This is a genomic window from Gimesia maris, from assembly GCF_008298035.1.
Classification (GTDB): Bacteria; Planctomycetota; Planctomycetia; order Planctomycetales; family Planctomycetaceae; genus Gimesia; species Gimesia maris.
The window spans coordinates 3,481,290-3,507,384 of sequence record NZ_CP042910.1 but is presented as its reverse complement, the minus strand read 5'-3'; the positions used below and the strand labels follow the sequence as shown (position 1 = coordinate 3,507,384).

General features: G+C 49.1%; 20 protein-coding genes and 1 tRNA gene. 13 read left to right on the top strand and 8 right to left on the bottom strand.

What is annotated here, in order from left to right; all coding sequences use genetic code 11:
* Positions 1-262 precede the first annotated feature (262 nt).
* Positions 263-336, top strand: a tRNA-Met gene (locus GmarT_RS12950).
* 185 nt (positions 337-521) lie between these two features.
* Here the strand turns inward: GmarT_RS12950 and GmarT_RS12945 are convergent.
* Entirely contained in the window at positions 522-2,216 is a 1,695-nt protein-coding gene (locus GmarT_RS12945; RefSeq protein WP_002648533.1) for an ArnT family glycosyltransferase, read from the bottom strand.
* A 478-nt stretch (positions 2,217-2,694) separates the two neighbouring features.
* Between GmarT_RS12945 and GmarT_RS12940 the strand changes: the two genes are divergently transcribed.
* Positions 2,695-3,888: a hypothetical protein gene (locus GmarT_RS12940; RefSeq protein ID WP_002648534.1), complete on the top strand. Its 1,194-nt coding sequence runs from the start codon at positions 2,695-2,697 to the stop codon at positions 3,886-3,888.
* A gap of 49 nt (positions 3,889-3,937) precedes the next feature.
* On the opposite strand, the gene GmarT_RS12935 is transcribed toward GmarT_RS12940, so the two are convergent.
* The 4 genes from GmarT_RS12935 to GmarT_RS12920 form a co-directional block, all read right to left on the bottom strand.
* On the bottom strand, positions 3,938-4,495 hold the full coding sequence (locus GmarT_RS12935; protein WP_002648535.1) for an HdeD family acid-resistance protein: 558 nt from the start codon (positions 4,493-4,495) through the stop codon (positions 3,938-3,940).
* Positions 4,496-4,887: 392 nt separating this feature from the next.
* Positions 4,888-5,235 carry a hypothetical protein gene (locus tag GmarT_RS12930; protein ID WP_002648536.1) on the bottom strand — a complete coding sequence of 116 codons (348 nt, stop codon included), beginning with the start codon at positions 5,233-5,235 and terminating at the stop codon, positions 4,888-4,890.
* 95 nt (positions 5,236-5,330) lie between these two features.
* Positions 5,331-6,287: a DUF1559 domain-containing protein gene (locus tag GmarT_RS12925; protein WP_002648537.1), complete on the bottom strand. Its 957-nt coding sequence runs from the start codon at positions 6,285-6,287 to the stop codon at positions 5,331-5,333.
* A gap of 455 nt (positions 6,288-6,742) precedes the next feature.
* Positions 6,743-7,891: a prolyl oligopeptidase family serine peptidase gene (locus GmarT_RS12920; protein ID WP_198139444.1), complete on the bottom strand. Its 1,149-nt coding sequence runs from the start codon at positions 7,889-7,891 to the stop codon at positions 6,743-6,745.
* A 234-nt stretch (positions 7,892-8,125) separates the two neighbouring features.
* Between GmarT_RS12920 and GmarT_RS12915 the strand changes: the two genes are divergently transcribed.
* On the top strand, positions 8,126-9,040 hold the full coding sequence (locus GmarT_RS12915) for an alpha/beta hydrolase (RefSeq protein ID WP_002648539.1): 915 nt from the start codon (positions 8,126-8,128) through the stop codon (positions 9,038-9,040).
* A gap of 80 nt (positions 9,041-9,120) precedes the next feature.
* Here the strand turns inward: GmarT_RS12915 and GmarT_RS12910 are convergent, their stop codons facing one another.
* Positions 9,121-10,644 (bottom strand): glycoside hydrolase family 183 protein, encoded by a 1,524-nt coding sequence (locus GmarT_RS12910; protein ID WP_002648541.1) that lies wholly within the window; start codon positions 10,642-10,644, stop codon positions 9,121-9,123.
* A gap of 187 nt (positions 10,645-10,831) precedes the next feature.
* Here GmarT_RS12910 and GmarT_RS12905 point away from each other — a divergent pair, with 187 nt between their 5' ends.
* Complete coding sequence (locus GmarT_RS12905; RefSeq protein ID WP_002648542.1) at positions 10,832-12,562, top strand: FAD-dependent oxidoreductase; 1,731 nt, start codon at positions 10,832-10,834, stop codon at positions 12,560-12,562.
* 39 nt (positions 12,563-12,601) lie between these two features.
* Here the strand turns inward: GmarT_RS12905 and GmarT_RS12900 are convergent, their stop codons facing one another.
* Positions 12,602-13,729 carry an NAD(P)/FAD-dependent oxidoreductase gene (locus GmarT_RS12900; RefSeq protein ID WP_002648543.1) on the bottom strand — a complete coding sequence of 376 codons (1,128 nt, stop codon included), beginning with the start codon at positions 13,727-13,729 and terminating at the stop codon, positions 12,602-12,604.
* Positions 13,729-15,093: an SAM-dependent methyltransferase gene (locus GmarT_RS12895; protein ID WP_002648544.1), complete on the bottom strand. Its 1,365-nt coding sequence runs from the start codon at positions 15,091-15,093 to the stop codon at positions 13,729-13,731. The genes GmarT_RS12900 and GmarT_RS12895 overlap by 1 nt, the downstream gene beginning before the upstream one ends.
* 504 nt (positions 15,094-15,597) lie before the next feature.
* Between GmarT_RS12895 and GmarT_RS12890 the strand changes: the two genes are divergently transcribed.
* The 9 genes from GmarT_RS12890 to GmarT_RS12850 all read left to right on the top strand — a co-directional run bounded on the left by GmarT_RS12890 (position 15,598) and on the right by GmarT_RS12850 (position 25,941).
* Entirely contained in the window at positions 15,598-16,938 is a 1,341-nt protein-coding gene (locus GmarT_RS12890; RefSeq protein WP_002648545.1) for a DUF1501 domain-containing protein, read from the top strand.
* A gap of 115 nt (positions 16,939-17,053) precedes the next feature.
* Entirely contained in the window at positions 17,054-18,889 is a 1,836-nt protein-coding gene (gene recQ, locus GmarT_RS12885; RefSeq protein WP_002648546.1) for a DNA helicase RecQ, read from the top strand.
* A 342-nt stretch (positions 18,890-19,231) separates the two neighbouring features.
* Complete coding sequence (locus GmarT_RS12880) at positions 19,232-20,146, top strand: DUF1559 domain-containing protein (protein WP_002648547.1); 915 nt, start codon at positions 19,232-19,234, stop codon at positions 20,144-20,146.
* The gene (locus GmarT_RS12875; RefSeq protein WP_002648548.1) at positions 20,136-20,597 is read left to right on the top strand and encodes a putative periplasmic lipoprotein; all 462 of its coding nucleotides are present in this window, start codon (positions 20,136-20,138) and stop codon (positions 20,595-20,597) included. Before GmarT_RS12880 ends, GmarT_RS12875 begins: the two co-directional genes overlap by 11 nt.
* Positions 20,598-20,717: 120 nt before the next feature.
* Entirely contained in the window at positions 20,718-21,500 is a 783-nt protein-coding gene (locus tag GmarT_RS12870) for a DUF3386 family protein (RefSeq protein ID WP_002648550.1), read from the top strand.
* A gap of 37 nt (positions 21,501-21,537) precedes the next feature.
* Complete coding sequence (locus GmarT_RS12865) at positions 21,538-23,196, top strand: Kelch repeat-containing protein (RefSeq protein WP_002648551.1); 1,659 nt, start codon at positions 21,538-21,540, stop codon at positions 23,194-23,196.
* A gap of 114 nt (positions 23,197-23,310) precedes the next feature.
* Positions 23,311-24,096, top strand: a complete 786-nt coding sequence (locus GmarT_RS12860; protein WP_002648552.1) for a tetratricopeptide repeat protein — start codon at positions 23,311-23,313, stop codon at positions 24,094-24,096.
* Positions 24,097-24,182: 86 nt separating this feature from the next.
* Positions 24,183-24,608 carry an RrF2 family transcriptional regulator gene (locus GmarT_RS12855; RefSeq protein WP_157158988.1) on the top strand — a complete coding sequence of 142 codons (426 nt, stop codon included), beginning with the start codon at positions 24,183-24,185 and terminating at the stop codon, positions 24,606-24,608.
* A complete protein-coding gene (locus GmarT_RS12850) occupies positions 24,601-25,941 on the top strand; it encodes an outer membrane protein assembly factor BamB family protein (RefSeq protein WP_002648554.1) in 1,341 nt (446 codons plus the stop codon). Before GmarT_RS12855 ends, GmarT_RS12850 begins: the two co-directional genes overlap by 8 nt.
* Positions 25,942-26,095 lie beyond the last annotated feature (154 nt).

Sequence of the window (26,095 nt, the reverse complement as noted above, 5' to 3'; positions counted from 1 at the left end):
CGTCTGATTTAAAATAAGACCAGAAAATGAGTATATCGCCCCTGTAAACGCATCACAATCAACGAAATTCGGGGCATTTTCGGATGAGAGCAGTGGTTGACTTGCGATCAAACAGGAATTTGTTAAGCTTTCGACTTCTCGGGGGTTATTTTGCCGATAAAGTGAGATACCTAAGCAGTTTAGCACTGAGAAATGGCTTTTCCTGCAGTCGAACATTTTGTAGGATAAACCCATCTGGCAAAGCCAGGGGGTAACCCAAACTGGCGGTGTAGCTCAGTCGGTTAGAGCAGCGGAATCATAATCCGCGTGTCGGGGGTTCGAATCCCTCCACCGCTACTTGTGTCATAAGAAGACACATCAAGACAAACGACGCCTGAATCTTGTAACTGAGATTCAGGCGTTGTTTTTTTAACGGATGCCATTACCGCCGCCTGATACATCGAAGCGCCATGGAAGCGATGCTTCGAGTTTGAACGTGAGAGGCATTATCTGCTTAATTGAGATAAAACCAGATGGATCTCTCATTGATCAATTAGAGTATCAGCATCGGGGAGTTTTTTATTTTCCGAATCAGGTGCGATAAACTCTACCTTGATAATATAGTTATCAAGGTAGTTTGCTTTTTCAAGCACTTTACGAGGCGGAAAGTTTCTAAATAATCTCTGCGGTATATTGCGAGGATTTCCGAAACCGATATAGGTCAGCCAGACTGGTTCTGTAGCGTCTTCCCCCAACACCTGCTGATATTTTTCCCATTCATTTTTGAAGTCATATAAGTAAAAATGGAACTTCGGAATCGTGATTACACGATAGTCCCCCATTTGATATTCCATAAACCCTCCCTCAAGAGGTTTCATCTGAGTCTGCTCTCTCCCCATCAGGTAATATTCCAAAACGTTTCTCGTACTATCGTCGGTAATGATCAGCGAATCAGCAGGAACGGTGCTTTTCAATAAGGAAGCCACTTCTCGGGCCATGGCAGGTGTCTGAGTTGTTTCCAGACTTCTAACCACCTGATAGGGATAGAGGTAAAACCAGAAACCAAGCAGAAATACACCGCAGGCAGATCGAAATACGCCTGGACAACGCAACAATGGATAAGCCGCAGCAGAAAATCCTGCAGCGGTGAAGGGGATCAACCAGATTGAGTGCCGCGTGTATCCCAGAGGATAAATGCGATAGTTAAATAAGAACGCTGCAATGATCATAGGCAGGAGAACCGTCAGGCTTCGCTCAATGGCAATCCATTTCGATCCACTCTCTCGATAACCCTTTAATAAGAGAACAAAAGATCCCACCAGCAACAAACAGCCCATCAGGATCGGATTCACACCTGCAACATATTTTATATAATCTGCCGTATGTATTAGCGTCAGGGCGGCAGGACGCAGTTTTGTCTGATCGGCTGAACTGTAATTCAACCAGACGTCCCACAGTTCTGACTGAATTTGACTGTTGACAAAACCTCTTACGTGCAACAAATACAATCCAACGCACAAACCGATTAAAGCGAACTGTAAGAAGACCCAACTGACGATTGCCCGACGGGAAAGAGATCCCGAAAAAAGCCGCATCAGAGCTAATAATCCTATCACCAGCAGAAACCAGGCAGTGGCATAGTGAGTTAACATCGCCAGTCCCAGACAAAGTCCACTCACAACTAACGCGGGCAAAGACTCATGCCGAAAAAATCGCTCCTGATAATACAGAGCAACGAAAAAAAACATGAGCATTAACGTATACCCACGCACTACGATGCTTAATTGAATCATCGGAAGCGAAAAAGTAAGAAAGGTTAACCCCACCAAGGCAGGCCGTGGCCCCAGCAGTTCCTTGAGCCACAGAAAACCGAAAACAAGTGCCGGAACACAAAACAACAGGGAAGGCAATCGCAACAACCATTCAGAGTCGCCTAGAATCATCCAATAATGATAAAAAAGAAAAATCAAAGGAGGATGAGTATAGATCCGACTCGCCTGCATCACATCGGCAACATTAGTAGCACGCGCTGCCTGAAAATGCATTGCTTCGTCATAGCCCAAAAACAGCAAATCCAGTAAGTTTACTCTGATGACAATCCCGACAAGGATGATGACAAGAACGCTCAACCAGATCACCACTGAGACTGAAGTCTCCTGGCTGGAATCGGAACCCCTGGTTTCATCATTTTGTGCTTCGGTTTCAATCGAAGCTGATGCTACTGTCGTTTTGCCCACCCGGCATTCCCTGCTTTATGATTCACTTGATTGGATTAGAAATCTCACTTAACCATTTACTCAAACTATTGATGAAGGATTATCATCCTGTTTCAGCTGTCTGGAAATCAAACAGATCTATAAAGCAATTACCATACCTATTCCCGGCTCAATTGTTATACACTGTTATTATGAGCCATGGACCTGTTCCTCGATACAATCTGTAAATCACACTGTCACTGAAGTTTAACAGGTTGAGATAAGTGTAAACTGGCCGAAACACGGAACCTGATTATGGCAGGGGAGACAACTGAATCAGGATTCAGGTCGAATCCCCCCAGAACTAATAAGTTGGAGATTTTACACAACATAATTGATTTACTTCTGTAATTTTACGTGGTACATTCACTGCAGATAGCCCTTTTTATTGAACTCCTTGAAACGGCACCTATCCCCGATTACCCCTTAAAATCGCATTATCTCTGGAACACTCACAATCATGAGCTTTACTCTGCGTCTTTCCCTTCTGGTACTTTTGTGCTCCAGCAATCTCTTTTTCTATGGTTGCAGTGAATCAGAACCTTCCGCCAGTCAGGCTCCCAGCATTACCGGCATGGAAAATCTGGAGTCCCCCGAAGAACTTCTACCCAAAGTAGAACAGGCAATTGAAATTGCCCGTCAGCATTATCTGGCATCAGAAGAACATTCCCCGTGGGAGATATACCATGGAATGCTGGCATTTCGGAAAGACTACCAGATCAAAAAGGATGGCAAAGTTGTCAATGCATTGGAGTGGATCTCCTCCGGTCCCACATTTGACAATGAACCCTGGTTCCAGAAAACGGAGTTCGGCGGCCGCGCTCATCCTTATACCAAATCAAATGCTTTCGAAGGCCATAAAAATCAGTCACTGGCAATTCTAGCCATGGCCGATGTTCCACTTGATCATGAGTTCCAGACACCCGATGGTCCGATCACCGTAGCGGACATCGTTGCCAATGCGCAGAAAGAGGTCCAGGAGAACGAAGAAGTTACCTGGTCACTCTGGGGACTGGTGCATTATCTCGGCCCCGACGCCGTATGGGAAGACAAAAACGGGGAAGAATGGCACATGGATGATCTGGTTTATATGCAGAATGCCACGCTGTCAAATGAATCGGCATGTGGCGGAACACACGCCTTGTTCGCTCTGGCATATGCCAGGAACACTTATCAGAATTCAGGTCAACGCCTGCGGAGTTACTGGCTGGAAGCAGATCAGAAAATTCAGAAACACATTGAAGCAGCCAAGGCGATGCAGAATCTGGACGGATCTTTTTCTTACGACTACTTCTTCCAGAAAAGTGCCAGCGAAAATTTTCAGGAACGTCTGGAAACCACAGGTCACACTCTGGAATTCCTGATGATGGCACTTCCAGACGATCGCCTGAATGAAGAATGGGTGCGGAAAGCAGTTTCGCTGTTGGCAAATGATATCATCAACAATAAAGATGAACCCGTCGATTACTCAGCCCTGTATCATGCCATCGATGGCCTGGTGATCTACCGGAACCGGATGTCACCAGACCGCACAGCGCAACTGGGAAGTAAAAGCTTCCCAAAACAGGATCAATCCAAGACTGATGTGAAAGTCCTTAAACCCGCTGTGCCACCCGCGATTCCCGAACTCCCGGAATTACCGCCCAAACAGTAATGGAGACAGTGGAAGGTCGGGAACGAAATTCTCATCCAACAGCATTGGGTTACACGTCGATTGTATCGGAAGGGCCTGAACTTCCTCCGGTCGATTGATTCGCCAGGCTGATCAGGAAAAAGCCAGTCAGCAGAAAGTCTACTCCCACCAGCGTACCCACTGCCCACATTCCTGAGACAGGCCACTGGCCCGAGATCAGGCCTCCTAAGAGTAATGAGATCACGCCACTGAAAAGAATGCGTCCCCAGCCGGCAGCAGGCCGGATTCCCAGTGACATAATGATCTTCCAGACTCCCTCAAAGACAAAAAATACCGCCATGATCAGTGTCAGTAGTTCCAGTCCATATAATGGATGAAACAACAGAGAGAGTCCTCCGAGCATAATCAGAGCTCCCAGGATCACGTGGAAAGTTTTCCCTGCAACATCTCCCACCTGCATCGACTGCAATACATATAATATCCCCCCCAACAGTAAAAAAGCGCCAATCATATATACTACAGCGATACCGGCAATCAGCGGCGTAATCAGCGAAATAACGCCGATGACACATAAGATAATTCCAGTCAGTTTGAAGTCCTTGATTGCAGGTAAGGCAGGCTGTGTCATTTGAGTCTCACTTCTGGCTTAAAATTGATATAGGGTAAAAGCACTTTTCATTTGGCAGGAGTCTCTGTAATTCTCAGAAATCTCTGTTGCAGCTTAAATGCAAAACAGATTCAAGAACGCCACAGATTATAGTGCTGTAGCTTTCATTCTCGGAATCGAAACCATGACTACTGGAACATATTCAAAAAATTGTTTTTAAACTGATAATACCCAAAATGCAGCTCTTTATCAGTGTTTTCTATTTCGATTATAAAAACCTTTCGTGTTATACCAGTAAGCTGCTTTAGTCTGACTTTACAGATGTGTTGTGAATTAGAGGTAGAAAACATGAAAAAACGCCGCACTCTCCCAAAAGGAGAAGCGGCGTTTTTGATCACTGAGTATGGAGAAACCTAAGGCTTACTCTTGAGTTCGAAGGTAAAGTGATTTTCTTCACCCGCTTGAACCTGGGCTGTGATTTCACTTTTTTTCGGGTCTGTGTACATCAGAGGAATCAATGACTTGGGAGCCTGATTCACAGGTTGATTCGGATCAAACGCAGACGATTCATAACACTCAATTGAAACCAGATGATGGCCCACCTGCGCTCCATCGCCCATTAACTCAAACGTCCCGTCTTCCTTGATCCCGCCCAGTGCCATTCTCCCGGTGGTTCCCCGGTCTTTATCGGGAGTAAACTGGATCGTGCCAGTCGTCAATGGCTTTCCATCCAATGTCACCACACCTTTTACCGGAGCCATGGGAGGTGTGTCGGATAGACCGCTTCCACATGCAGAAAGAGTAAAGCTAAGAATCAAAACAGGGATCAGTTTTAGTGAAGTCGAACACTGCATAATTACTCTCCCAGCACTTGACCGTCGGCCATACTGCCTCGATAGCGCCAGTTGTTGATATCAATGTTTTCACTGACAAACACAACGCCGCCATCGGCATTCAGCATGTGAACCCCACCCACGTGTTGCGAGCTGAAGGGTACTACGGTCCAGTCATTGATGTACGCGGTCTTTGGAAACACCTGATTTGGCCCGTAACGCATGACTTTCACAGCGCCACTACCTTCCAGGGTAATTCCACGTACCCACGGGCTGCAGCGATTATCATAACATGCACCATTCGATCCCCAACCCACATCCGACATAATCGAAGGCTTGAATTCACCAAAGATGAATGTATTGGAAGATCCATCGGTAATGTCTCGCATGCGGGTATTGCTGTTCGGCCAGAAGATACCTCGTTGATTTGCCGGCAGACTGGTACTGTTTCTGATTCCCACCTGGGCACCAGTCGATGCATAACCGGCCACTCCCAGATAATTTGTGATGGCTTTTTTGGTACTGGTATTCCAGCCCCGGTAACCATGTTCTGAAATAACCGTTTCACCCGAGTAAGAAGGACAGAGGTAAGTCGGAATAATATTCGCTGCCAATCCAACATTTGCGGGGTTGGCATAACTCAAGCTGAAATCAAATTGGTTATAAATATTAGCCATATCCATGAAAGGCAATATCATGACCATTGGCCCCATGCTGTTCAACTGCGGGTTATCGAAAGAGGACGCGGTGAAGGTCCAGCCAATTCCCCCGGGAGGAAAGCAGGAGTGAGTTTCATGGTAATTGTGCAATGCCAGACCAATCTGTTTCAGATTGTTTTTACACGTTGATCGACGTGCGGCTTCACGGGCCTGCTGGACGGCAGGTAACAGGAGTGCGATTAAAATCGCAATAATTGCGATAACGACTAATAATTCAATCAGCGTGAAACCACGCCGAGTAGACCGAGCGCTGTCTATCATTCAAATGATCTCCAAAAATGATAACGAAACAAGTATAGATTCAGGTTGTAAATCATGCGCAATACAACTCTGATGACAACTCAAGCAGGAATAAGTTAAAGGCGTGAGTGAGGGCAAGAACGATTCAGGCGGGGAACAGGACGAAATACTCCAAGCTCAATTTTAAATAAGACTACGTGTAAAAGCAAACACTAACTCCTGGCGATAGATTTAACACCGGACAGAAACTGCGGTTCTGATATATTTTTTCTTAAAATAAGGAAGTGCCATTCCCCTTCATAAGTAACCGCCTTTGGTGAGGTAACATGCGTCCTGTTCTGATTATTTTTTATCAGGGGCAGTTTTTTTGACACAAATTAACCTTGCACTTTACTTAACAACATTAAGATGCACGGTCTCCCGAGACGCAATTATATGCGGCATAACATAGTGTAAAACTGAAAAGAGCAGTCTGTTTATTTCTTTCCTGCCTGATTCGGCATGAGCCAGTATTCAAAGAACTGGTACATCTGCTCGTTCGACTGAGGATCAGGAGCATGTTTTTCGCGGTTGGTCATCGCCACGCGGTTTTCGTAACCCAGAAAACGATTCACGGCAATTGTGTGGTTCAAGGCCCGCCACTGTTTTGGCTGATCTTCAGCCCCTCCCGAAACCAGGAAGGGGCGAGGTGCCATCAAAGCATGCAGCTCATGCAGATCATGACCTTCTTTGATGAGTTCTTTATACAAACCGGTGCGGGGATTCTCTTTGGTCGGTAAACCGCGTTTGCGAAAATCAGGGCCTTCATAACCCAGATACCAGGGTTCCCAGTAATTGACACTGGGACGGCTTTCGTCAAACACGATTCCTCCATCCGACCAGGCGGCACACGCAAATTTGTCGTACAGACAGGAAGCGAACATCGCCCATTTACCACCATAGGAATGGCCGACAATTCCGATCCGCTTGGAATCCACTTCTTTTCGATTGGCGAGGACATGGAAAGCATTCGCAGCTCCATAAGCCAGCGCTGAAAGAGGCTGAATTTCTGCCTGTTCCCGATTGGGGTAATAGAGTGAGTAATCATGACCGATAGAAAAAGTCACGAATCCCCTTTTCGCCAATTGTAACGCGAAGTCCCGATTCTCTCCCTTCAAGCCGACCCCTGTCTCCGGTTCATAATAAACGACCAGAACGGCGGGCCTGCTGTGATCCGGTTTTGCCCCTTCCGGAATCAACAGATAGCCGGTATTAGGGTGCCCGGGTGCAATATTAAAACGCACCGTGTATTGAGTAAGATCTCCCCGTCTTTCCTCTTTCAGATATTCAACCTCAGGGTGCTCATTGACCGGAGGCCAAGCGCCCATTTTCTGATGCCAGGTCTTCAGAATTTCCTGTCGGCGTGCCTGCCAGTCTTCTGGTGTCTTCACGGGACGACCATCATAGAATTTCAAGGGGCTTTGATAATTGCCCAGATCACCTTTGAATTCTTCCGCGGGTTCAAAGTAAGGTGCAATCTGCTTCCAGAGCTCTCGGGGACCTTCGGAACTCGACTCCGCCAATGCTCCCTGAACGACAGCGATCAAAATGCAACTCACCATTCCCAGACAACTCAGACTTTTCATATCCATTCGCTCCACTCATATTTATAATGAACGTAGTCAATATTCTTCCTAAATAATTAAGATCGCATCATAACCTGTTGATCCATGTAATAAAACTCCTCAGAATAGAGAATTAAACCGAGGTCTCATTGACCGCAGCAAAATCACTTTCAGCGATCTATGTTGAGCTGTGCTATCTGGTAGAATCCGATTCAGTCATTCTAGAAATGTAAGTATTTTAAAGGATACAATTTTATGCAGCGTCCCTTATTTCCTTTGATTATCATTTTCACCTTAACCTCTTCTATGGCTCTCGCAGCGGATAAACCCAAGAACCCTCCGCCGACACAAGCTGACGTTTCTTACGGTCCTTCCAAGATGAACAAGCTTGATTTCTGGCAGGCCGAAGGAGACGGACCACGCCCGCTGCTGGTTTATATTCATGGCGGTGGCTGGATCGGCGGCGACAAAGATCGTGTTCGCAACATCCAGCCTTTTCTTGACAAAGGGATTTCCTTTGCTTCCATTAATTACCGACTGACGGGAGAAGCACCACTTCCCGCTCCCGTACACGATGCCGCTCGCGCCATTCAGTTCATTCGTTCCAAAGCCGGTGAATGGAACATTGATAAAGAACGTATCGCTTTAACCGGCGGCAGTGCCGGTGCCTGCACTTCCATGTGGCTTTTATATCATGATGATCTGGCAGATCCCGAAGCCAAAGATCCTGTCCTGCGGGAATCAACCCGTGTCACAGCCGCAGCCGTGGCAGCCGGGCAGACTTCGATTGATCCGAAAGTCATTGAACCCTGGCTGGGTCCGAATGTACTCAAACATGCGATGATCTATAAATCGGTCGGCGGAAAAAGCATGGATGAAGTGATGGAGAATTACAAACAGCACGAAGCGCTCTACAAGGAATTCTCACCCTACAATCACCTGACCGCCGATGATCCTCCATTGTTGATGACCTACAACAATAATATGAAGCTGCCTTCTGAAAATGCAGGACACGGAATTCATCACCCCGTGTATGGCGTCAAAATGAAAGAGAAAGCCGACAAAGTCGGAACCGAGTGCCACCTGTTGATTCGTGGAGTTTCCAAGTCGAAAAAATATGCAACTTCAGACGAATTCCTGATGGACAAACTGTTGAATAAAGATTCATGAGCCCGGCTCTGAATGCAACCAGAACACAGAGACGAAGTTCCCCGATTTCGTCTCTGTGATTTTATTTCCCGACAGTAATTTCATTTCTCAAACAGTTCTGCCGCCAGTCGTGGATCTGACAAGTCCAGCTGATACATAATCTGGTTGTAATCATAGCGTGGGGTCTTGACTTCGTTTCCTGAGAACAGAGCGGTGTAAGTGCCTTCAAAATAAATCAGGCGGCCTTTCTCTCGGGCAAACAGGGGATGTTGTTTCGGATTATAAAAGCTGTATTTGTCATGCGTGACAATCTTCCGTCCCCATTTCCACGGCCCCAACGGACTCGCCGCTTCGGAGTACCAGATTTCGCCCAAAACGGAAGTCCCGAATTTCTGTAGCCCGATCATCGTCCATTTGCCACGAAACTCATTCCAGGCGACCGAACTGTTCTGGATCTCGATTCTCTCTTTGGTTTCGATATCACGCAGCTGAAAGTATTGTTCCTGTTTTGACAGCTTCTTCTGCTGGATCAGTTTTTCCTCCAACTCACTGGTTAAGGGAGTCACATTCTTCCGCCACTGATAGCGTAACGCTCCCGATTCATCCCGGTCGACTTTCCAGTTTTCGGCTTCTGATCCCGGCATCAGGTAGGAATAAGTCTCATATTGTTTCAAGTCAGCCAGCGCATCCGGATTCGCCGGTACACGAATCAGCGGGACTGCCAGTCCAAACAGAATATAGTCATGACCTGACATTTCATATTTCACCGGATGTCCTACCGGATAGAGCGGGGCATCGAAATCAAATACCTTTCGCTTTTCAAAGACTTTCTGCTGATCATTGAATTCGACCAGCCCCCGTTCATAGGCGGTCAACAGCCCTTTGATTTTGACGTATTTCGCAAACATTCGTTCGTTTCCCTGATCGTCACGTACCACTACCAGTCCATCAATCCAGGTGGGTCCGGGACCAGGCATATCACACGTTTTCTTAGCGAAACCGTTCTGATCCAGAAAATAATTCAGATTGACGCCTTGTTGAATCGGCAGTCCTCCCTGACCGGGCAAATCAGAAACAGCACCTGGTACAGAAAAGTTTCCTAATGGATAGCCGGGGAAAATCGTATCTCCCCAGAACCAGTACACACGATTTTTGAACTTTACATTCACGACACTGTCGGAACCAAGCACTTTACCATTCAATACAGGCTGCGCGATGGGAATGTCAGCATCAGTCAGAAGACTGTCACGATAAATGCCTTCTCCTGTCAGTCGGTACAATCGTTCTGCGAGGTTAACCCGTTTCATTTTCAGAATGGCTTTTCCTCCGGGACTGACCTGAATTTTTTTCCCTTGATATCCAAACCCGTCAGCGGGAAACTCATATCCGTGACTGCGAACATGGAAGTAGACCTCCTGATGCATTAACCCTGGTTCGTTGATTGCAGCGATGCCATTACTGTCAGTGACGTGCAATATCTGATTGACTGTTTTCAGTTCGACCAGAGGAATTCCGCGTTTCGATTCAGAATCAATAACCTGTATCTGAAAATATTCCGCAGCCAGAATCAGCCGAGGCACTCCCAGCAGCAACAGCAGGTACATCAGACATTGAAGATACTTCATAACCATTCCAGACCGTTGAACGTTAATAGATTCCCGTTTCAAACTATCTCAGCTTTCCATTTATCACTTCCAACTGGCAGATTAGCTACGATATACTTAATATAGTTAGGAAACAGCAGACTGTCATTGCCTGTTGTCTTTTTGAACCTGCCTGATCGCTATCCCTTTCTTCATAAATTTGAATATCATGAATATGCATCGACGACGTTTTTTACAGAGCTTTGGTATCTATGGTACAGGAATCTTCAGCCTCGATTTTCTGCATGCATTAGAATCACGCTCCTGTTCTGCAGCAGAACCCCGTGAGACGTCTGCTGATATTGTCATCATCGGGGCAGGACTGGGGGGCTGTGCTGCTGCCCTGGCAGCCTGTCGAAATGGTGCTCAGGTGATTCTGACCGAACCAACAGACTGGATTGGCGGGCAGATCTCTCAACAGGCAGTTCCCCCCGACGAACACCAGTGGATCGAGTCGTTTGGCCGTACCAAATCGTATGCAAAACTGCGAACACTGATTCGCGAGTATTATAAGCAACACTATCCGTTAACCAGCAAAGCCCGCAAAACAATCAACCTGAATCCGGGCAATGGCTCGGTGTCCCGCGTCTGCCATGAACCAAAAGTCGGAATCGCGGCTCTGCAATCGATGCTGGCTCCTGCCATCAGTAGCGGTCAACTGACGCTCCTGCTCAATACAGAACCGCTGTCTGCCGAACTGTCGGGTGATAGAATCACTTCCGTCACCTGTCAGACTGAGGGAGCAGGACACCCTGTCACATTGCATGCCAGGTACTTCATTGATGCCAGCGAAGAAGGGGACCTGCTTCCATTAACCAAAACTGAATATGTCCTCGGCGCAGAATCCCAGGCAGAAACGGGGGAACCGCATGCTCCCGAGAAAGCGAATCCTCAGAACATCCAGTCATTCACACATTGTTTCGCCATCGACCATCTGGCAGGGGAAGACCATACCATAGACAAGCCAGCGATGTACGGCTTCTGGAAAGATCATACACCACCTTTGACGCCCGCCTGGTCAGGTAAAATTCTATCGCTCTCATATTCTTCTCCTCGAACATTAGAGCCGAAGGCACTCTCGTTTGTTCCTTGTGGAAAAGAAACTCCCGCTCCGAAGACTCGCTCTCTGAACCTCTGGCTGTACCGGCGGATGATTGACCGCAATAATTTCACGCCGGGCTCTTATGACAGTGATATAACTGTCATTAATTGGCCTCAAAACGATTACATGCTGGGAAACATCACTGATGTTTCTCCTGCCGAACGTACGAAACAGCTCAAGGCTGCCAAGCAACTCAGCCTGTCTCTTTTGTATTGGCTACAAACTGAAGCCCCCCGTCCTGATGGGGGAGAAGGCTGGCCAGGTCTGCGCCTGCGCAGGGACATCACTGGCACGGAAGACGGTCTGGCCAAATATCCTTACATCCGGGAGTCACGTCGCATCCGCGCTGAAACCACAATCAAAGAACAGGACCTGACCCACTCAGAACGCCTTAAAGCTCTGGGCAAAGATCACAAACCACTGCTGGCAAAACCGTTCCCTGATTCTGTTGGAATCGGCTACTACCATCTGGACCTGCACCCCAGTTCCGGCGGTGATAATTACATCGACATGGGAAGCGTCCCCTTCCAGATCCCCCTGGGAGCCATGATCCCGGAACGGGTCGAGAACCTGATTCCCGGCTGCAAAAATATCGGAACCACACATATCTCAAACGGCTGTTATCGTCTGCATCCAGTAGAGTGGTCGATTGGAGAAGCGGCTGGAGCGATCTGTGCACACGCAATTGCCAGCCAGACGACGCCACGTGAGATTCGAAACACGCCAGAAAAACTACAGGAGTTTCAGACATCACTCACGAAGCAGGGGATTGAGCTCGAATGGTCTCGCCTGAGTTGACCGGGATTTCTCTCAACTCTGAATTATGGGGCGCAGAACTCAACTGCGTACCAGAGGTGGCAGATGCTGTTGTAAAAACCAGCGTCCCAGCAGCACATTTCGCGTGAACCAGTGAGTGGACATCAGATGCCTGCCCAGAAACTGACGAATGCGTGCAGGCAGAATACTGTCGACAGGTTTGTCAGGCCAGGGGCCAAACCGATCCAGGATTTTCTGCTCATAATTCTGCAAATGTTGTATGTGATAGCTGGACTGACATTGCTGCAACACATCGGCGGCCATCAGACCAGACTCAACAGCAGGCCGAATTCCTTCTCCACTTTGAGGTGAAGCCAGACCGGCGGCATCTCCAATCAGCAAAATACGATCGTCTACGACTGAACGTTTCTCAAGACCATACAGTCGGTAAGCATGTCCTTTAAATTTACCCAGGATCCCCCGGGGAACGCGTCCCTCCAAATCCAGAAACTGAATAAACTCGTCGCGTGCCGCAGAAAGCTGCTTTTCTCCTTCTCGACCTATGCCCACATTGAGATAACCGTCTTTTAAAAAACACCAGGCATAGCCTCGTAAATCAGGGCTGAAATACAGTTCAGGCCGCTCTGGCTGTACACGGCAGACCTTTAACTGTTCTGGAGTCAGTTGAAATTCCGTCTCCTGCGCCAGCACAACGGAATGCTCAGACCGTTTCTCGGGATTTAACCAGCGGGCCACCGGACAAAAATGTCCTCCCGCACCTACGATCACTTTTGCCTGCAGGCTTCCATTTACCAGCCAACCGTTCTCCGTCCGTTCCAGTGATTGAAATTTCTCACCCAGTCGTGTTCTTGCTCCACAACGGCTTAAAAGGTACTCATCGAATTCACAACGCCGAATCCCATAACTGACGGTCTGTGTAAACTCTGTTTGAACCGCAGCACCACCGATGATCCCGGTCCGAAAGCGGGTAATGGGTTGCAGAACATGAGACTTCTGATAGTCAGATAAATCCAGGTTCAGCAGATCAGTGACTGCCGGTGTAATCCAGCCGGCGCAGACTTTATCTCGCGGAAAGGTTGCCTGATCGAGGATTAGAACATCCAGCCCTGAATCCTGCAGCCCCCATGCGCAGGAAGAACCTCCCGGTCCCCCTCCCACAATCAGTACATCGCAGCTTTCAGATTGCATTACGTCTGCTCACCCCGTCTGGACTGCCTGCGTTCTTCCGGATAGAGCGCGGCACGCGTCCAGGGAATTTCATGATTGTCGCCCTTTGTGAAGGCAACTTGAAACAACTGCAATGACCCCGAACGAAATGCGGCAATGGAAGCAGAAAGATAGAGACGCCAGGTGCGAATGAAGTTTTCATCAAACATCTCTCTTACCTGGTCGAGATTCTGCTCATACCGCTGCAGCCAATGCTCCAGCGTCATTGCATAATGAAGTCGAATGTTTTCCACATCCAGCACAGAAAACTTCTGAGGCTCAAAAATCTGCATCATCTCACTTAAGCTGGGTACATGGGCGCCGGGAAAAATGCGGCGCGTCGTCCAACTGTCCAGCGTTCGCGGCGAATTACAGCCGATCGAATGAATCAGACCACGCCCCTGCGGACTCAGGCAGCCTGAAATGACTTCACCCAAACGCCGATAATTCTTCAGTCCGACGTGTTCCAGCATACCAACAGAGACGAAGGCGTCGTATGTCCCGGTGATATTGCGCCAGTCATCTTCTACAAATTCCACCTGCTGCGAGAGACCTTCTTGCCGGGCTCGATCACGGGCATAACTGAGTTGTTCTCGTGAAATATTAAATGCTCTCACTTTCACACCATAATACCTGGCCATATGCAGCGCCAGAGCCCCCCAGCCACATCCTGCTTCTACGACAGTATCACCAGTTTTGAGGCCGACCTTGCGACAGACATGGTCCATTTTAGCGATTTGAGCCTCTTCCAGGGTCATCTCAGGATCTGCAAAGTAGGCACAGGTGTATGCCAGTTGCTCATCCAGCCAGAGCTGATAAAAATCATTTCCTATATCGTAATGATGATGGATATTGCTGCGGGCAGCATCAATCGTATTGCGTTTCAACCATGCCAGACTGCTGCGTAACCCGTCTCGATAAAAGTGCTTGGTATCAACGGCATGCGTACATCGATCAATCGCTTCATGAAAATTGACCAGGCCGCCTTCCACCTCAATCAGGCCCTCCGAATAGGCATCTCCAAAATACAGACTGGGGTCGATCAGCATTTTATAGAGCGTACTACGGTTATGAATCACAGCACGTGTTCGGGGCGAAACAGGGGATGTGCTGATCACCGACTTGTCCCATAGAACGACCTCGATTTCCGGATTCCCGGCCTGCTTCAGCATGGTCCGCATCAGCCAACGGTCAAATGCAGTTGACTTCGATTGAGTTGAGAGGGAATCAGAACTGGAAGAACGCACAGGCAATACTGCCTGACTTTCTCTGCCCGGCGGCTGGTCTCCGGGCTGGTTCCCTGGGGGAGCATGTTTGGGTGTCGCTTCAGATTTGGTTGGATTCACTTTCGATCTCCCGAACTCTAACGATCAGAATCTCTCTGTAAATAAACGCTTTCTATCCGTTAAGCTTGTATATGTTATTTCATTGCCCTGCCAATCATTTTCGCAGCCTTGTTCAAAATTTCAAATTATTTTTGCGGATCTCAGCAGGAATCCTGAAATTTCGTAAGGGGCTCTTATTCGATGTCAACTTATTGCACTGCACATAAATACTGGCGTTAACACCTGACATTAACGGCTGGGTAAGTTAATTCAGCAATCCGTTATTTTCGGCGTCACTCAGTTCCCCACTACTAATTTCGTATCGCCGGTCGATAATATATGAAGAAACTGCGGTAAATCTTTTTCCCGCTTCCAGTCACACTTTCAGTAATTGGGCTTGGAAATCACTGATTGGAAGTGTTACAATCAAATACATCAATGAACCTTGATCATTGATTCACACCAAAATTCGCTCACCACAAAAGCTCCACTAAACTCCTGCCTGTCCTTGAGAAAGGAATACCGATGCTGTCAATCTGGGGACCAGAGAAGAAGCTCTGTGATCGCATTTCACGACGGGAAATTCTGAAAATCGGCGCACTGGGTCTGGGCGGAATGAGTCTGCCTCAGTTGCTTCAGGCAGAGTCGCAATCAGGCAGCAGTAAACGCCAAAAAGCAGTCATCATGATTTACATGTGTGGTGCCCCCTCACACCAGGACATGTATGATCTGAAAATGGATGCTCCGGCTGAGATTCGAGGCGAGTTTCGACCAATAGAGACCCGTGTTCCTGGATTTCAGATCTGCGAACATCTGCCACGCCTGGGAAACATCGCTGATAAAATTATTCCCCTGCGTTCTGTACATGGTTCACCCAATGGTGCCCACGACTCCTTTATCTGTTATACAGGTCGAACCACACGCAATCAGCCGGCCGGTGGATGGCCTTCAATCGGTTCTGTGGTTTCAAAACTGCAGGGACCTGCGAATCCTGCTGTCCCTCCATTCGTTGGATTATCGCCTGACACGGGACACCCTCCGTATGGTTCTCCCGGTCTGCCTGGTTTTCTGGGTGTCAGCAATTCCGCGTTTCGTCCTTCAGGCCCTTCGCGCAAGAATATGGTTCTGAACGGAATTGATGAATCACGTCTGAATGACCGCAAACAACTACTCGCTTCCTTTGACCAGTTCAAACGCGAAGCCGACGCCAGCGGTTCCATGCAGGGCATGGACGACATGAATCAGCAGGTGTTCAATATCCTGACATCCAATCGACTGGTTAATGCGCTTGATCTCTCGCAGGAAGATCCTGCCGTCCGCGAACGCTACGGTAAAGGGGATCCGAAAAATTTCGGTGATGGTGCCCCGAGAAACCTGGAACATTTCCTGATGGCACGGCGGCTGGTTGAAGCGGGTGCCCGGATTGTGACCCTCAATTTCGGTCGCTGGGATTTCCACAGTAACAATTTTGGCGGCTTAAAAAACACTCATCTCCCACAGTTTGACCAGGGATTAGCTACGTTAATCGAAGACCTCCACGAACGGGGGATGGCGGATGACGTCGCGGTCGTCGCATGGGGCGAATTTGGCCGGACTCCCAAAATCAATAAAGATGGCGGACGCGATCACTGGCCCGCTGTGGGTGGCGGACTGCTGGCTGGCGGCGGTTTTAAAACCGGTCAGGTCATCGGCAGCACCGATCGACTGGGAGCCCAGGTCGCTGATCGCCCGATCCACTTCGGCGAAGTCTTCGCTACGCTCTATCGTCATCTGGGCATTGATTACAACACCGCTCCCATCCACGATCTCTCTGGGCGTCCCCATTATCTGGTAGATGGTTACGACCCGCTGCCTGAAGTGTTTTAAGCACCTTTTCAGAGCTGTCAAATTCCATCCTTTAGCTTTTCTGCGCAACCCGTTACGATATGTATCGACACGCTGACTGCCTGAATCAGACGATATAGATTATACGGAATTGAAAATGACCCGCGCTGGAATGGATGACGCTTTACTGGATGTGCTGCACGAATACTGGGGCTACGCGGAGTTCCGTCCTCTGCAGCAGGAAGCCATGACCGCTGTCCTGGACGACCGGGATTCGTTGGTCGTACTCCCGACAGGCGGAGGAAAATCGCTCTGCTACCAGGCTCCTGCACTCTGCAGGGAAGGGACGGCCGTCGTAGTCAGCCCCCTGATCTCGCTGATGAAAGATCAGGTCGATGCACTTCGCGTATGTGGTATCTCCGCAGCCTGCCTCAACAGTTCCCTGGACCAGGAAGAATCGCGTCAGGTCCTGCGCGATGTCCGGGCCGGCAAGATCAAACTCCTGTATGTCGCCCCCGAACGGCTGATGCTCGAAAACATGCTCTGCCTGCTGGCAGAGATCAACCTGACTTATATTGTCATCGACGAAGCACACTGCGTCAGCATGTGGGGACACGACTTTCGCCCGCATTATCGTGAACTGTCTGAATTGAAAAACATCTTCCCCCAGTGTGGCATTCATGCTTATACAGCAACTGCGACTGAAGAAGTTCGCTCCGATATCGCCGTACAACTGGGGTTAAAAACTCCCGAAATCCTGATCGGTTCCTTCGATCGTCCTAACCTGACTTACTCCGTCGCACGACGCGCTGACCGCTTCAATCAGGTCTGCGCGGTACTGGATCGTCATCCCGGAGAACCCGGTGTGATCTACTGTATTTCCCGCGCCGATGTGGAATCGTTGAGTGAATCTCTGAACGACGCCGGTTATGAAACACGCCCCTACCACGCGGGGTTAGAGGATAGAGAACGGGCCGCCAATCAGGAAGCCTTTATTCAGGACCGGGTCGATGTTATCGTCGCCACGATTGCATTCGGCATGGGAATCGACAAGCCCAACGTGCGCTATGTGATTCATGCCGGCTTACCCAAGTCTCTGGAAAACTATCAGCAGGAAAGTGGTCGGGCAGGGCGGGATGGCCTGGAAGCAGAGTGCGTTCTGCTCTATTCGGAACAGGACGCGATGATCTGGAAGCGGATCCTGGAAGACCAGCCTGATGAATCAAAGGCAAGCGCTCTGCAATCGCTGCAGGCCATGCAGAATTACTGTCATGCATTTGACTGTCGGCACCGTTACCTGATGCAGCACTTCGGACAGGACCTGGAACAGGACTGCGAAACCGGCTGCGATCTCTGTCGTGGTGACTTTCAGAAAGTCGAAGACGCCCAGGTCATCGGACAAAAAATCCTGTCATCCATTTTCAGACAGGATCAGAATTTTGGGGCTTCCTACACCGCTGCCGTCCTGAAAGGCTCGAAAGATAAAAAAGTACTGGCAAACGGACATGACAAGTTGAGCACTTACGGTTTGCTTAAAACTGAAAGCCTTGCGACAATTCGACATTGGATCAACCAGCTGGTCTCCCAGGGATATCTGACAAAGACGGCGGAGTATCAGCAACTGCGCATTACCAAAACCGGCAGGCAACTGCTGAAAGGCGAAATCACTCCGCAGCTGATGCGAACGACAGAGACCAGCAAATCAGAGACAAATCGTGCTCCAAAGAACGATTTATCCCAACTAAACTGGAAAGGTGTCGACCAGGATCTCTTCGAAAGCCTGCGCTTACTGCGTAAGCAGATCGCCGGGGAGAAAGGGATTCAACCGTATATGGTCTTCGGCGATGCCACGCTCAGAGAACTGGCACGACACAAGCCTCAAACACTACCTCAGTTCCTGGAAATCTGGGGGGTAGGCCAGAAAAAATGTGATGACTTCGGTCAGCAGTTTCTGGACTGCATTGCGACCCAATCTGACCAGACTTCCTCGTAAGTCATTACTGTGATTCACATTACAAACCACATCTTTCAGGTGACTCGAAGACAGATCCTCATCAGCCTCGACTCTGCTTCGGGGGTGGTGATTCGTTCCCAAACTTCCCCCTGATTCTCGATTTCTGAAATTTTCCACAAAATGAGTATGGAAAACTTGCATGGCAGGGAGGCTCTTTATAGGATCTCATTATTGAGATTGAGTTTCAATTTCAATCAGCCAGCGAGCAAAAATGGTTTTTCTCCATCAGTAGCCAGCCAGCCAGACCAAACGGGCATTGAGAGATCCGGTGATCTTTCAAATTCATCACACTGGTAATGTCTACATACCTCAGGAGAAACCATGCTATCCCGCTATCGCAAGAAACGCGCCTTCACACTGATTGAGCTTCTTGTCGTCATCGCAATCATTGCTATTTTGATTGCCTTGCTCCTCCCCGCCGTCCAGCAGGCACGCGAGGCGGCCCGACGCAGCCAATGTAAAAATAATCTCAAACAAATTGGACTGGCTGTCCACAACTATCACGACATCTACACCTGTTTCCCCAATGCAAATGCAAACAGTGAATTAAGCGGTGGCAGTCTGTTTGTCTCAATTTTGCCGTTAATCGATCAGGCCAACGCTTACAATCTCTATGACTTCAATCTGACCAACTCTGATCCCTATAATGTGACGGTTACTTCTCAGGTTCTCCCATTCTATCTTTGCCCAACCTCTCCCATGCGGCGGGCGGTTCCCAGTTGTTCCAGTGATTCCGGTCGAGCACCAGGGCATTACGCGGTCTGTATTGGTTCCAAAGATTACAATCCTTACTGGGTCCATTATGGTGACCCACAACCTGCTCTGAACGGTTCCATCGTTTACACCGGCAGCACGGCGGGCCAGACTCGATTTCGTGATATCACCGATGGCTCTACCAATACTCTCATGATTGGTGAAACGGCATACAACCTTCCTGACTATAAATTCAGCAGTGGAGACTGTACCGGACAATCCCGTTACTCCTTCACTTACTGGTCCAGCCCGTACCCAGGTTCAACTGTCTGTACGACAGAGTACGGATTCAACCCGAAAGACGTTGCTGATGATTCCATTTATGACAGCAACTGGTTCAAAACTTTTCGTAGCGATCATGTTGGGGGCGTGCAGTTCACTCTTTCTGATGGTTCCGTCCGTTTCATCTCTGAAAATATCGATGCGACACTGCTGGATGCTCTGGCTACCCGTAACGGTGGGGAGGTGATCGGTGATTTCTAAGTCTCTGACTCTGCTTTTCTGTTTGTCCATTCTGCTTTCCGGTTGTGGTGCATCGAAACAGGATTTTTCACGGGCTGCTGTCAGCGGGATTGTCAAACTAGATGGCGATCCTCTTTCCGAAGGAGTGATCCGATTCATTCCCCAGGGTGAAAATAAAGGGCCGAAGGCATCTGCCACCATCCACAATGGAATCTTCTCGATTGATGAGAATTTTGGCCCGGTAACAGGAACCAATCGAATTGAAATCGATTCGACTGACGATGGTGGATATGCACCTGATGACGAACTGGCGATCGAGAAGCTCAAGGCGTCTGGAATCAAGCGGATCAAAGTCGTGAAAGTTCCTCCGCAATATAATCGACGCAGCACGCTTACGAAAACCATCACGGCCGAGGGAAAAAATGATTTAGTTTTCGAACTCACATCAAATCCTGCAAAAAAGAGAAATTGAATCAATCGCGATCGATTGAATTCGCCAGTCTGAATTATCAACTGATATCAGAATTGTATGGATTGCACTGGCTGATGAAACCCCAGACATCCCGTTCATAAAACCCCTGTGGAGAATCAAATGCGATTCCGTGAAAATATAAAACGTGAATTGAAACAATGGAGCCTGGCCGGCTTGATCGTCCTGCTCTCACTTTCTGCAACCATTCAGTGGTCGCCTGCCCGAGATCAACCCAGGCTGGTTTCCAATCCCAAAAAAGAGGCTGCCACTCAGCTTTACCAGCAGGTTCGAGAAGCGCGAGCGACCTGGCGAGATTTTTCCGGATTCACAGCCGATGTGCTCATCCAGTACAATGGAAAAAGCACCACAGGCAAACTGACTGCAGACAAAGATTTTAAATTGAATCTCATTCTGGAAGATAATTCGCTGTCCGAGTGGAGCCTGCCTAAACTCAATTCAGTCATCGGGCATCGCAAATTTCGTAAGCAGGAACCCATCCCCGCTACATTTGCTGATGGTGAAGTGAACCACCCCCTGGGCCGACTGGTTAACATTGATGGCAAGAACGTTTCCTTTCGCCTGCAGGGAGACGTGATGACGGAAGTCCATCGTCGTTCTGACAAATCCTGGTTCACCATTTCCACGCTGGATGTCTGGCGTACAAAAGAAAATGAAGTTCTGCCCCGCGCGACTTCGGTGATTTATCGCGATCCCAAATCAGGGGCTATCACGGGCAATCGCAGTAATACATTTGCCTTCACTCGCATCGGAAACTTCGATCTGCCATCCAGCATGCTGACGGTCGAAACCGGTGAAAACTTTGGGCGAAATGTCGGCTCAATCAAATTGACAAACCATCGTTTAACAACTCCCGAATCACTCTCCAAGATTGATTCAAAGTAACTTTTGATTCTTCACATTATCGTAAAAGAGCATCAATATGAAAACGTTTCAATGGACTGCAGCTCTTGTTTGCCTGCTGGCTGCTTCAATTACAAACCAGGCATCCGCGCATTTTCTCTGGCTCCTTCCGCAAGTAGAAGGAAAAAACAATGCCGCTAAAGTTCAGTTGTATTTCGGTGAAACCGCCGAACCGGATGACCCGGATCTGCTCAAACCCCTGTCGGGCATTAAAGTCTGGGAGAAAAACGCGAAAGGCAAGCTGGAGACCTACTCCCTCACAGCCGGCGATGACTCTCTGTTTATCACACCGGAACCCAAAGGGGCAGGGCGCGCTGCTTACGGCCTGAGTCACACCTATGGCGTCATTACCCGTGGAGAGAGCCAGTTCCTGCTTCAGTATTATGCCAAAACCTATCCCCAGAAAAGCCAGCGCGTCTGGAGCAAAATCTCCACCACTGAGCAGTTACCGCTGGATATTGTCCCTACTCTCAAAGGAGAGGAAGTGACTCTGCAGGTCAACTGGCAAGGCAAGCCACAGGCAGATGTAGAACTCAAAATCATCGGCCCTGAAACCAGCGACTCAACCGTCACTGCTGCCACTAACGCCAAGGGACAACACCAGTTCAAACTGGTGGAAGGTGTTTACTCGATCCGGGCGAAATTCGTCGAAGAGAAAAAAGGAGAACACAAAGGGGACAAGTATGACAGCGTGCGTCACTATTCCACTTTGACTTTGCCTTTCGTCGCTGTGGCAGGTAGCAACAAAACGGCACACGCTTCTGAAACTGCTGCCGACAGTAAATACCCTCAACTGCCTGAAGGAATTTCCAGCTTCGGTGCCGCCGTCAGTGGAGATTATCTGTACGTTTACAGTGGACATATCGGTCGAGCTCACGCTCACTCTGCAGAGAATCTCTCGCAGAACTTCCAGCGGTTAAACCTCAAACAGCCGACCAAGTGGGAAGCACTGCCGATCAAAACTCCTCTGCAGGGTCTAGCGATGGCTCCACACGGCGAAAACGTTTACCGCGTCGGCGGACTCTCTGCCTATAACAAGAAAGACGAAGATTCCGTGATGGAATCATTGCCAACCGTCGAACGCTTTTCAGCTGAAAAGAAAGCCTGGGAAGCGGTCACATCCATGCCCAGCGGTCGTTCTTCCCATGACTCGGTATTCCTCGGCGATCATTTATACGTTGTCGGTGGCTGGACCATGCAAAAAGAGGACGAGTCAATCTGGCAGGAAGACATGCTGGTCCTCGACGCCTCCCAGGAAAAACCGCAGTGGAAAACCATTAAACAGCCCTTCCAGCGTAGAGCACTCTCTGCTGCTGCACACCAGGGTAAAATCTATGCCATGGGGGGTATCGACGCTGATGGCGATATCAGTCATGAGGTCGACGTCTATTCTCCCGAAACCGGAAAATGGTCCAAAGGCCCCGAGCTTCCTGGAAGCACCATGAATGGCTTTGGTACCACCGCCTGGAGCATTGATGGCAACCTGTATTTCAGCGGTATGGATGGTGGCGTGTTCCAGTTGGACCAGGAAAACAACAACTGGAAAAAAGCAGGTACCCTGGCCACACCTCGCTTTTTCCATCGACTGCTGCCTGACGGAAATGGTGGTCTGCTCGCCATCGGCGGTGCATCCCGTAAAGGACACCTCAAAACCATTGAGCAGGTCAAACTGAATTAGCAGCCGTTTTCCGTATGAAGAGACAAGAGCTCTGCTCTGGATACGCCCCATTTCCGGGAGCTCTTGTCTCTCCTCTTTTTAGATGCAAACAGATTCTTTATCGGAGAATGTGAGATGGATCCTCAAATCACACTGCAGAAAGCAATCGGCCTGTTTCGACAGGGACTGCAATTCCAGGCTCTCGAATGGCTCGCTAAACTGCTTGAGATACAACCAGATTCCGGTAAAGCATGGGAACTCAAAGGATTAATCGAAAACTCTTTGAGCTGGCAACATGTTTCCATTCACTCACTTGAAACGGCAACCACCCTGATTCCACTGTCTGCCTCCGGGCAGTATGTTCTGGCGAAAAATTACCTGGAAATCGGAAAAACTGCTCTGGGTGGATCTGTGTTTGGGATTTTGCTCCAGCGCGATGATATCCCTGATCGACTTCTACCGGCTATCGCTGCTTATCTTAGTCGATATCCTGATTTTACTTACCTGGCTTTGTCTGCCTTCAGAAAATCGGTCAAACAGGATCCGGAATGTGGAGACTCTTTACTGGGCATGGCTTATTTCATGGAGAAGTTGAAGTATCCTTATCCACAGATTGCCGGTGTACTTCGCAAAGCCGTCTCGCTTGATCCGGACAATCGCCACTATCGGATGGCGTTGAGTAATGTACTGGTTCAATCAGGTCTAATGGAAGAAGCCTGGCAAACGGTCAGAGAAATCAGCCAATCCGAACTCAAGCAGATTCAATGCACAAGCTGTCTGAATAAACTGATTCACATTTTTACCGAAGCGCAAGATCACAGTCGACGTGACTACTGCCTGAGCCTCCTGTCGCAATTGTCTGCAACTGAAACTTCATCAACAAGCAGACTGCCGCCTGACAGGATTTCCCAGTCCCTATAAATCTCTGATCGGTGAATTGTTCCCAGCCCGAGACAGCTGCTCGAATTCGATCCGTTTTCAATATGAACCAGCAACAGGTCCGTTTCATGATTTCTCAAACCGAAGCATATGCCCTGCGAGCCATGACCTGTCTGGCATTTCGCTTTCCCGATTACATGACGCGAGACCAGCTGTCCCAGGCAGCGGAGGTCCCGCATGCCTATCTTCCTAAAATCATGCTGGAACTGAATCGAACCGGCCTGATCCGTTCGCAACGCGGACAGAATGGCGGCTATGCTTTGATTCCATCTCCACAGGAAATCTCACTGCTGGATGTCATCAAGTCAGTGAAAGCAGGTTTTCAACGTGAGCTCTCTCAACATCGTCCCGATACTTCCAACGAAGTCCGTCAGCTCGACGAACATCTGAATCATACTTTTTCGCTGCTGGAGACCAGCCTCGAACAGACATCGCTGGCGGACATCTTCAACAAATCAAAACAACCATCGACCGAGGTACCTGATTGTGTTTAATCAACTCTCCCTGTTCGTATCCCTTGTCGTCCTGCTGAACACTGCCTTTACGCAGGCTGCAGATACCTGGACTGGATTTCGTGGCACGGGTTCAAATATTTCTGCTGCCACGAACCTCCCTTTAAGCTGGTCTCCCACACAGGGAATCCGCTGGAAGCAGACTGTGCCCGGTTATGGACAATCTTCTCCCGTCGTCTGGAAAGACAGTGTTTTCCTGACATCCATCGAAGGACCACAACAGGAAAAATGCTTCATCCATGCCTACGGTCTTTCGAGCGGAAAACTGCTCTGGAGTAAAGAATACCCGGCCAGCCAGACCAAAAAGACTTCGTCCATGGTCTCGCGCGCTGCTCCTACACCCGCTGTTGACGAGCAGGGCATCTATGCCTTCTTTGAAAGCGGCGATGTCATCGCTTGCTCACATGCCGGGGAAACACTCTGGCAGCGTTCCCTGGTGAAAGATTATGGCTCCTTTGTCAGTAATCACGGCATCGGCAATTCGCTCGCCCAGACAAAGAGTCAGCTGATTGTCTTAACTGCCCACGATGGTCCCTCCTATCTCCTGTCACTTGATAAAAAGACGGGAAAGAATCTCTGGAAGACTGATCGTGAAGAAGGCGTCGCCTGGACATCCCCTGTCATCGCCGACCGTGCCGGTACCCCCGAAATCATCGTCAGTGCTAAAGGAACAGTCACAGGGTACCAGGGTCTCACAGGCGAACTGCTCTGGACTCTGACTGGTATCAGCGGCAATACCATTCCTTCTGCCTCGATCTTCGAAGACTCTGTTTTAATCGGCGCCGCCACCGATCGTCGTAACCCGGATGCAGCTAAAGCCAGTGAATCCAACTGTTGCCTGAAGCTGGTTACCAAAGATGGGAAGCCCTCTTATGAAATCATCTGGAAAGCGGAAAAAGCAGTCTCTTATTACTGCACTCCACTCGCCTATGAAGGTTGTGCGTACTTCGTGAATAAGGTCGGTGTCGTCTACTGCCTGGATCTCAGAACCGGTAAGCAGCTCTATGCAGAACGTCTGTCCGGCCCCTGCTGGAGTTCGCCACTCGCCGCCGGTGACAAGATTTATTTCTTCACGAAAAAAGGAGTCACCGATGTCATCCAGCCCGGCTCCGAATTCAAACTGCTGGCCTCTAACGAACTCTTCACTGACGAACCGGAAAAACCAGCAGCCAAAGAAACCGCTCCAGCAGGGCGGGGCTCAGGAGGCGGATATCCCCAACTGGGACCAACGATCTATGGCGTCGCCGCCGTCGACCAGGCGCTGCTGATTCGCACGGGCACAGAGCTCTACTGCATTGAAGCCCAGGGCAACTAATCAGTTCCCCATGTTCATCCCCAATTCAAATCCCCTCTGAAATCTTCAGAGGGGATTTTTTTGACACCCGCTTAAGCGTAACTGCTCTTTTTTGGCGTTGACAGCACTGCGCACCTCGCGATACTCCGCAAACTGCGTCGCGCGCGTGTCAATT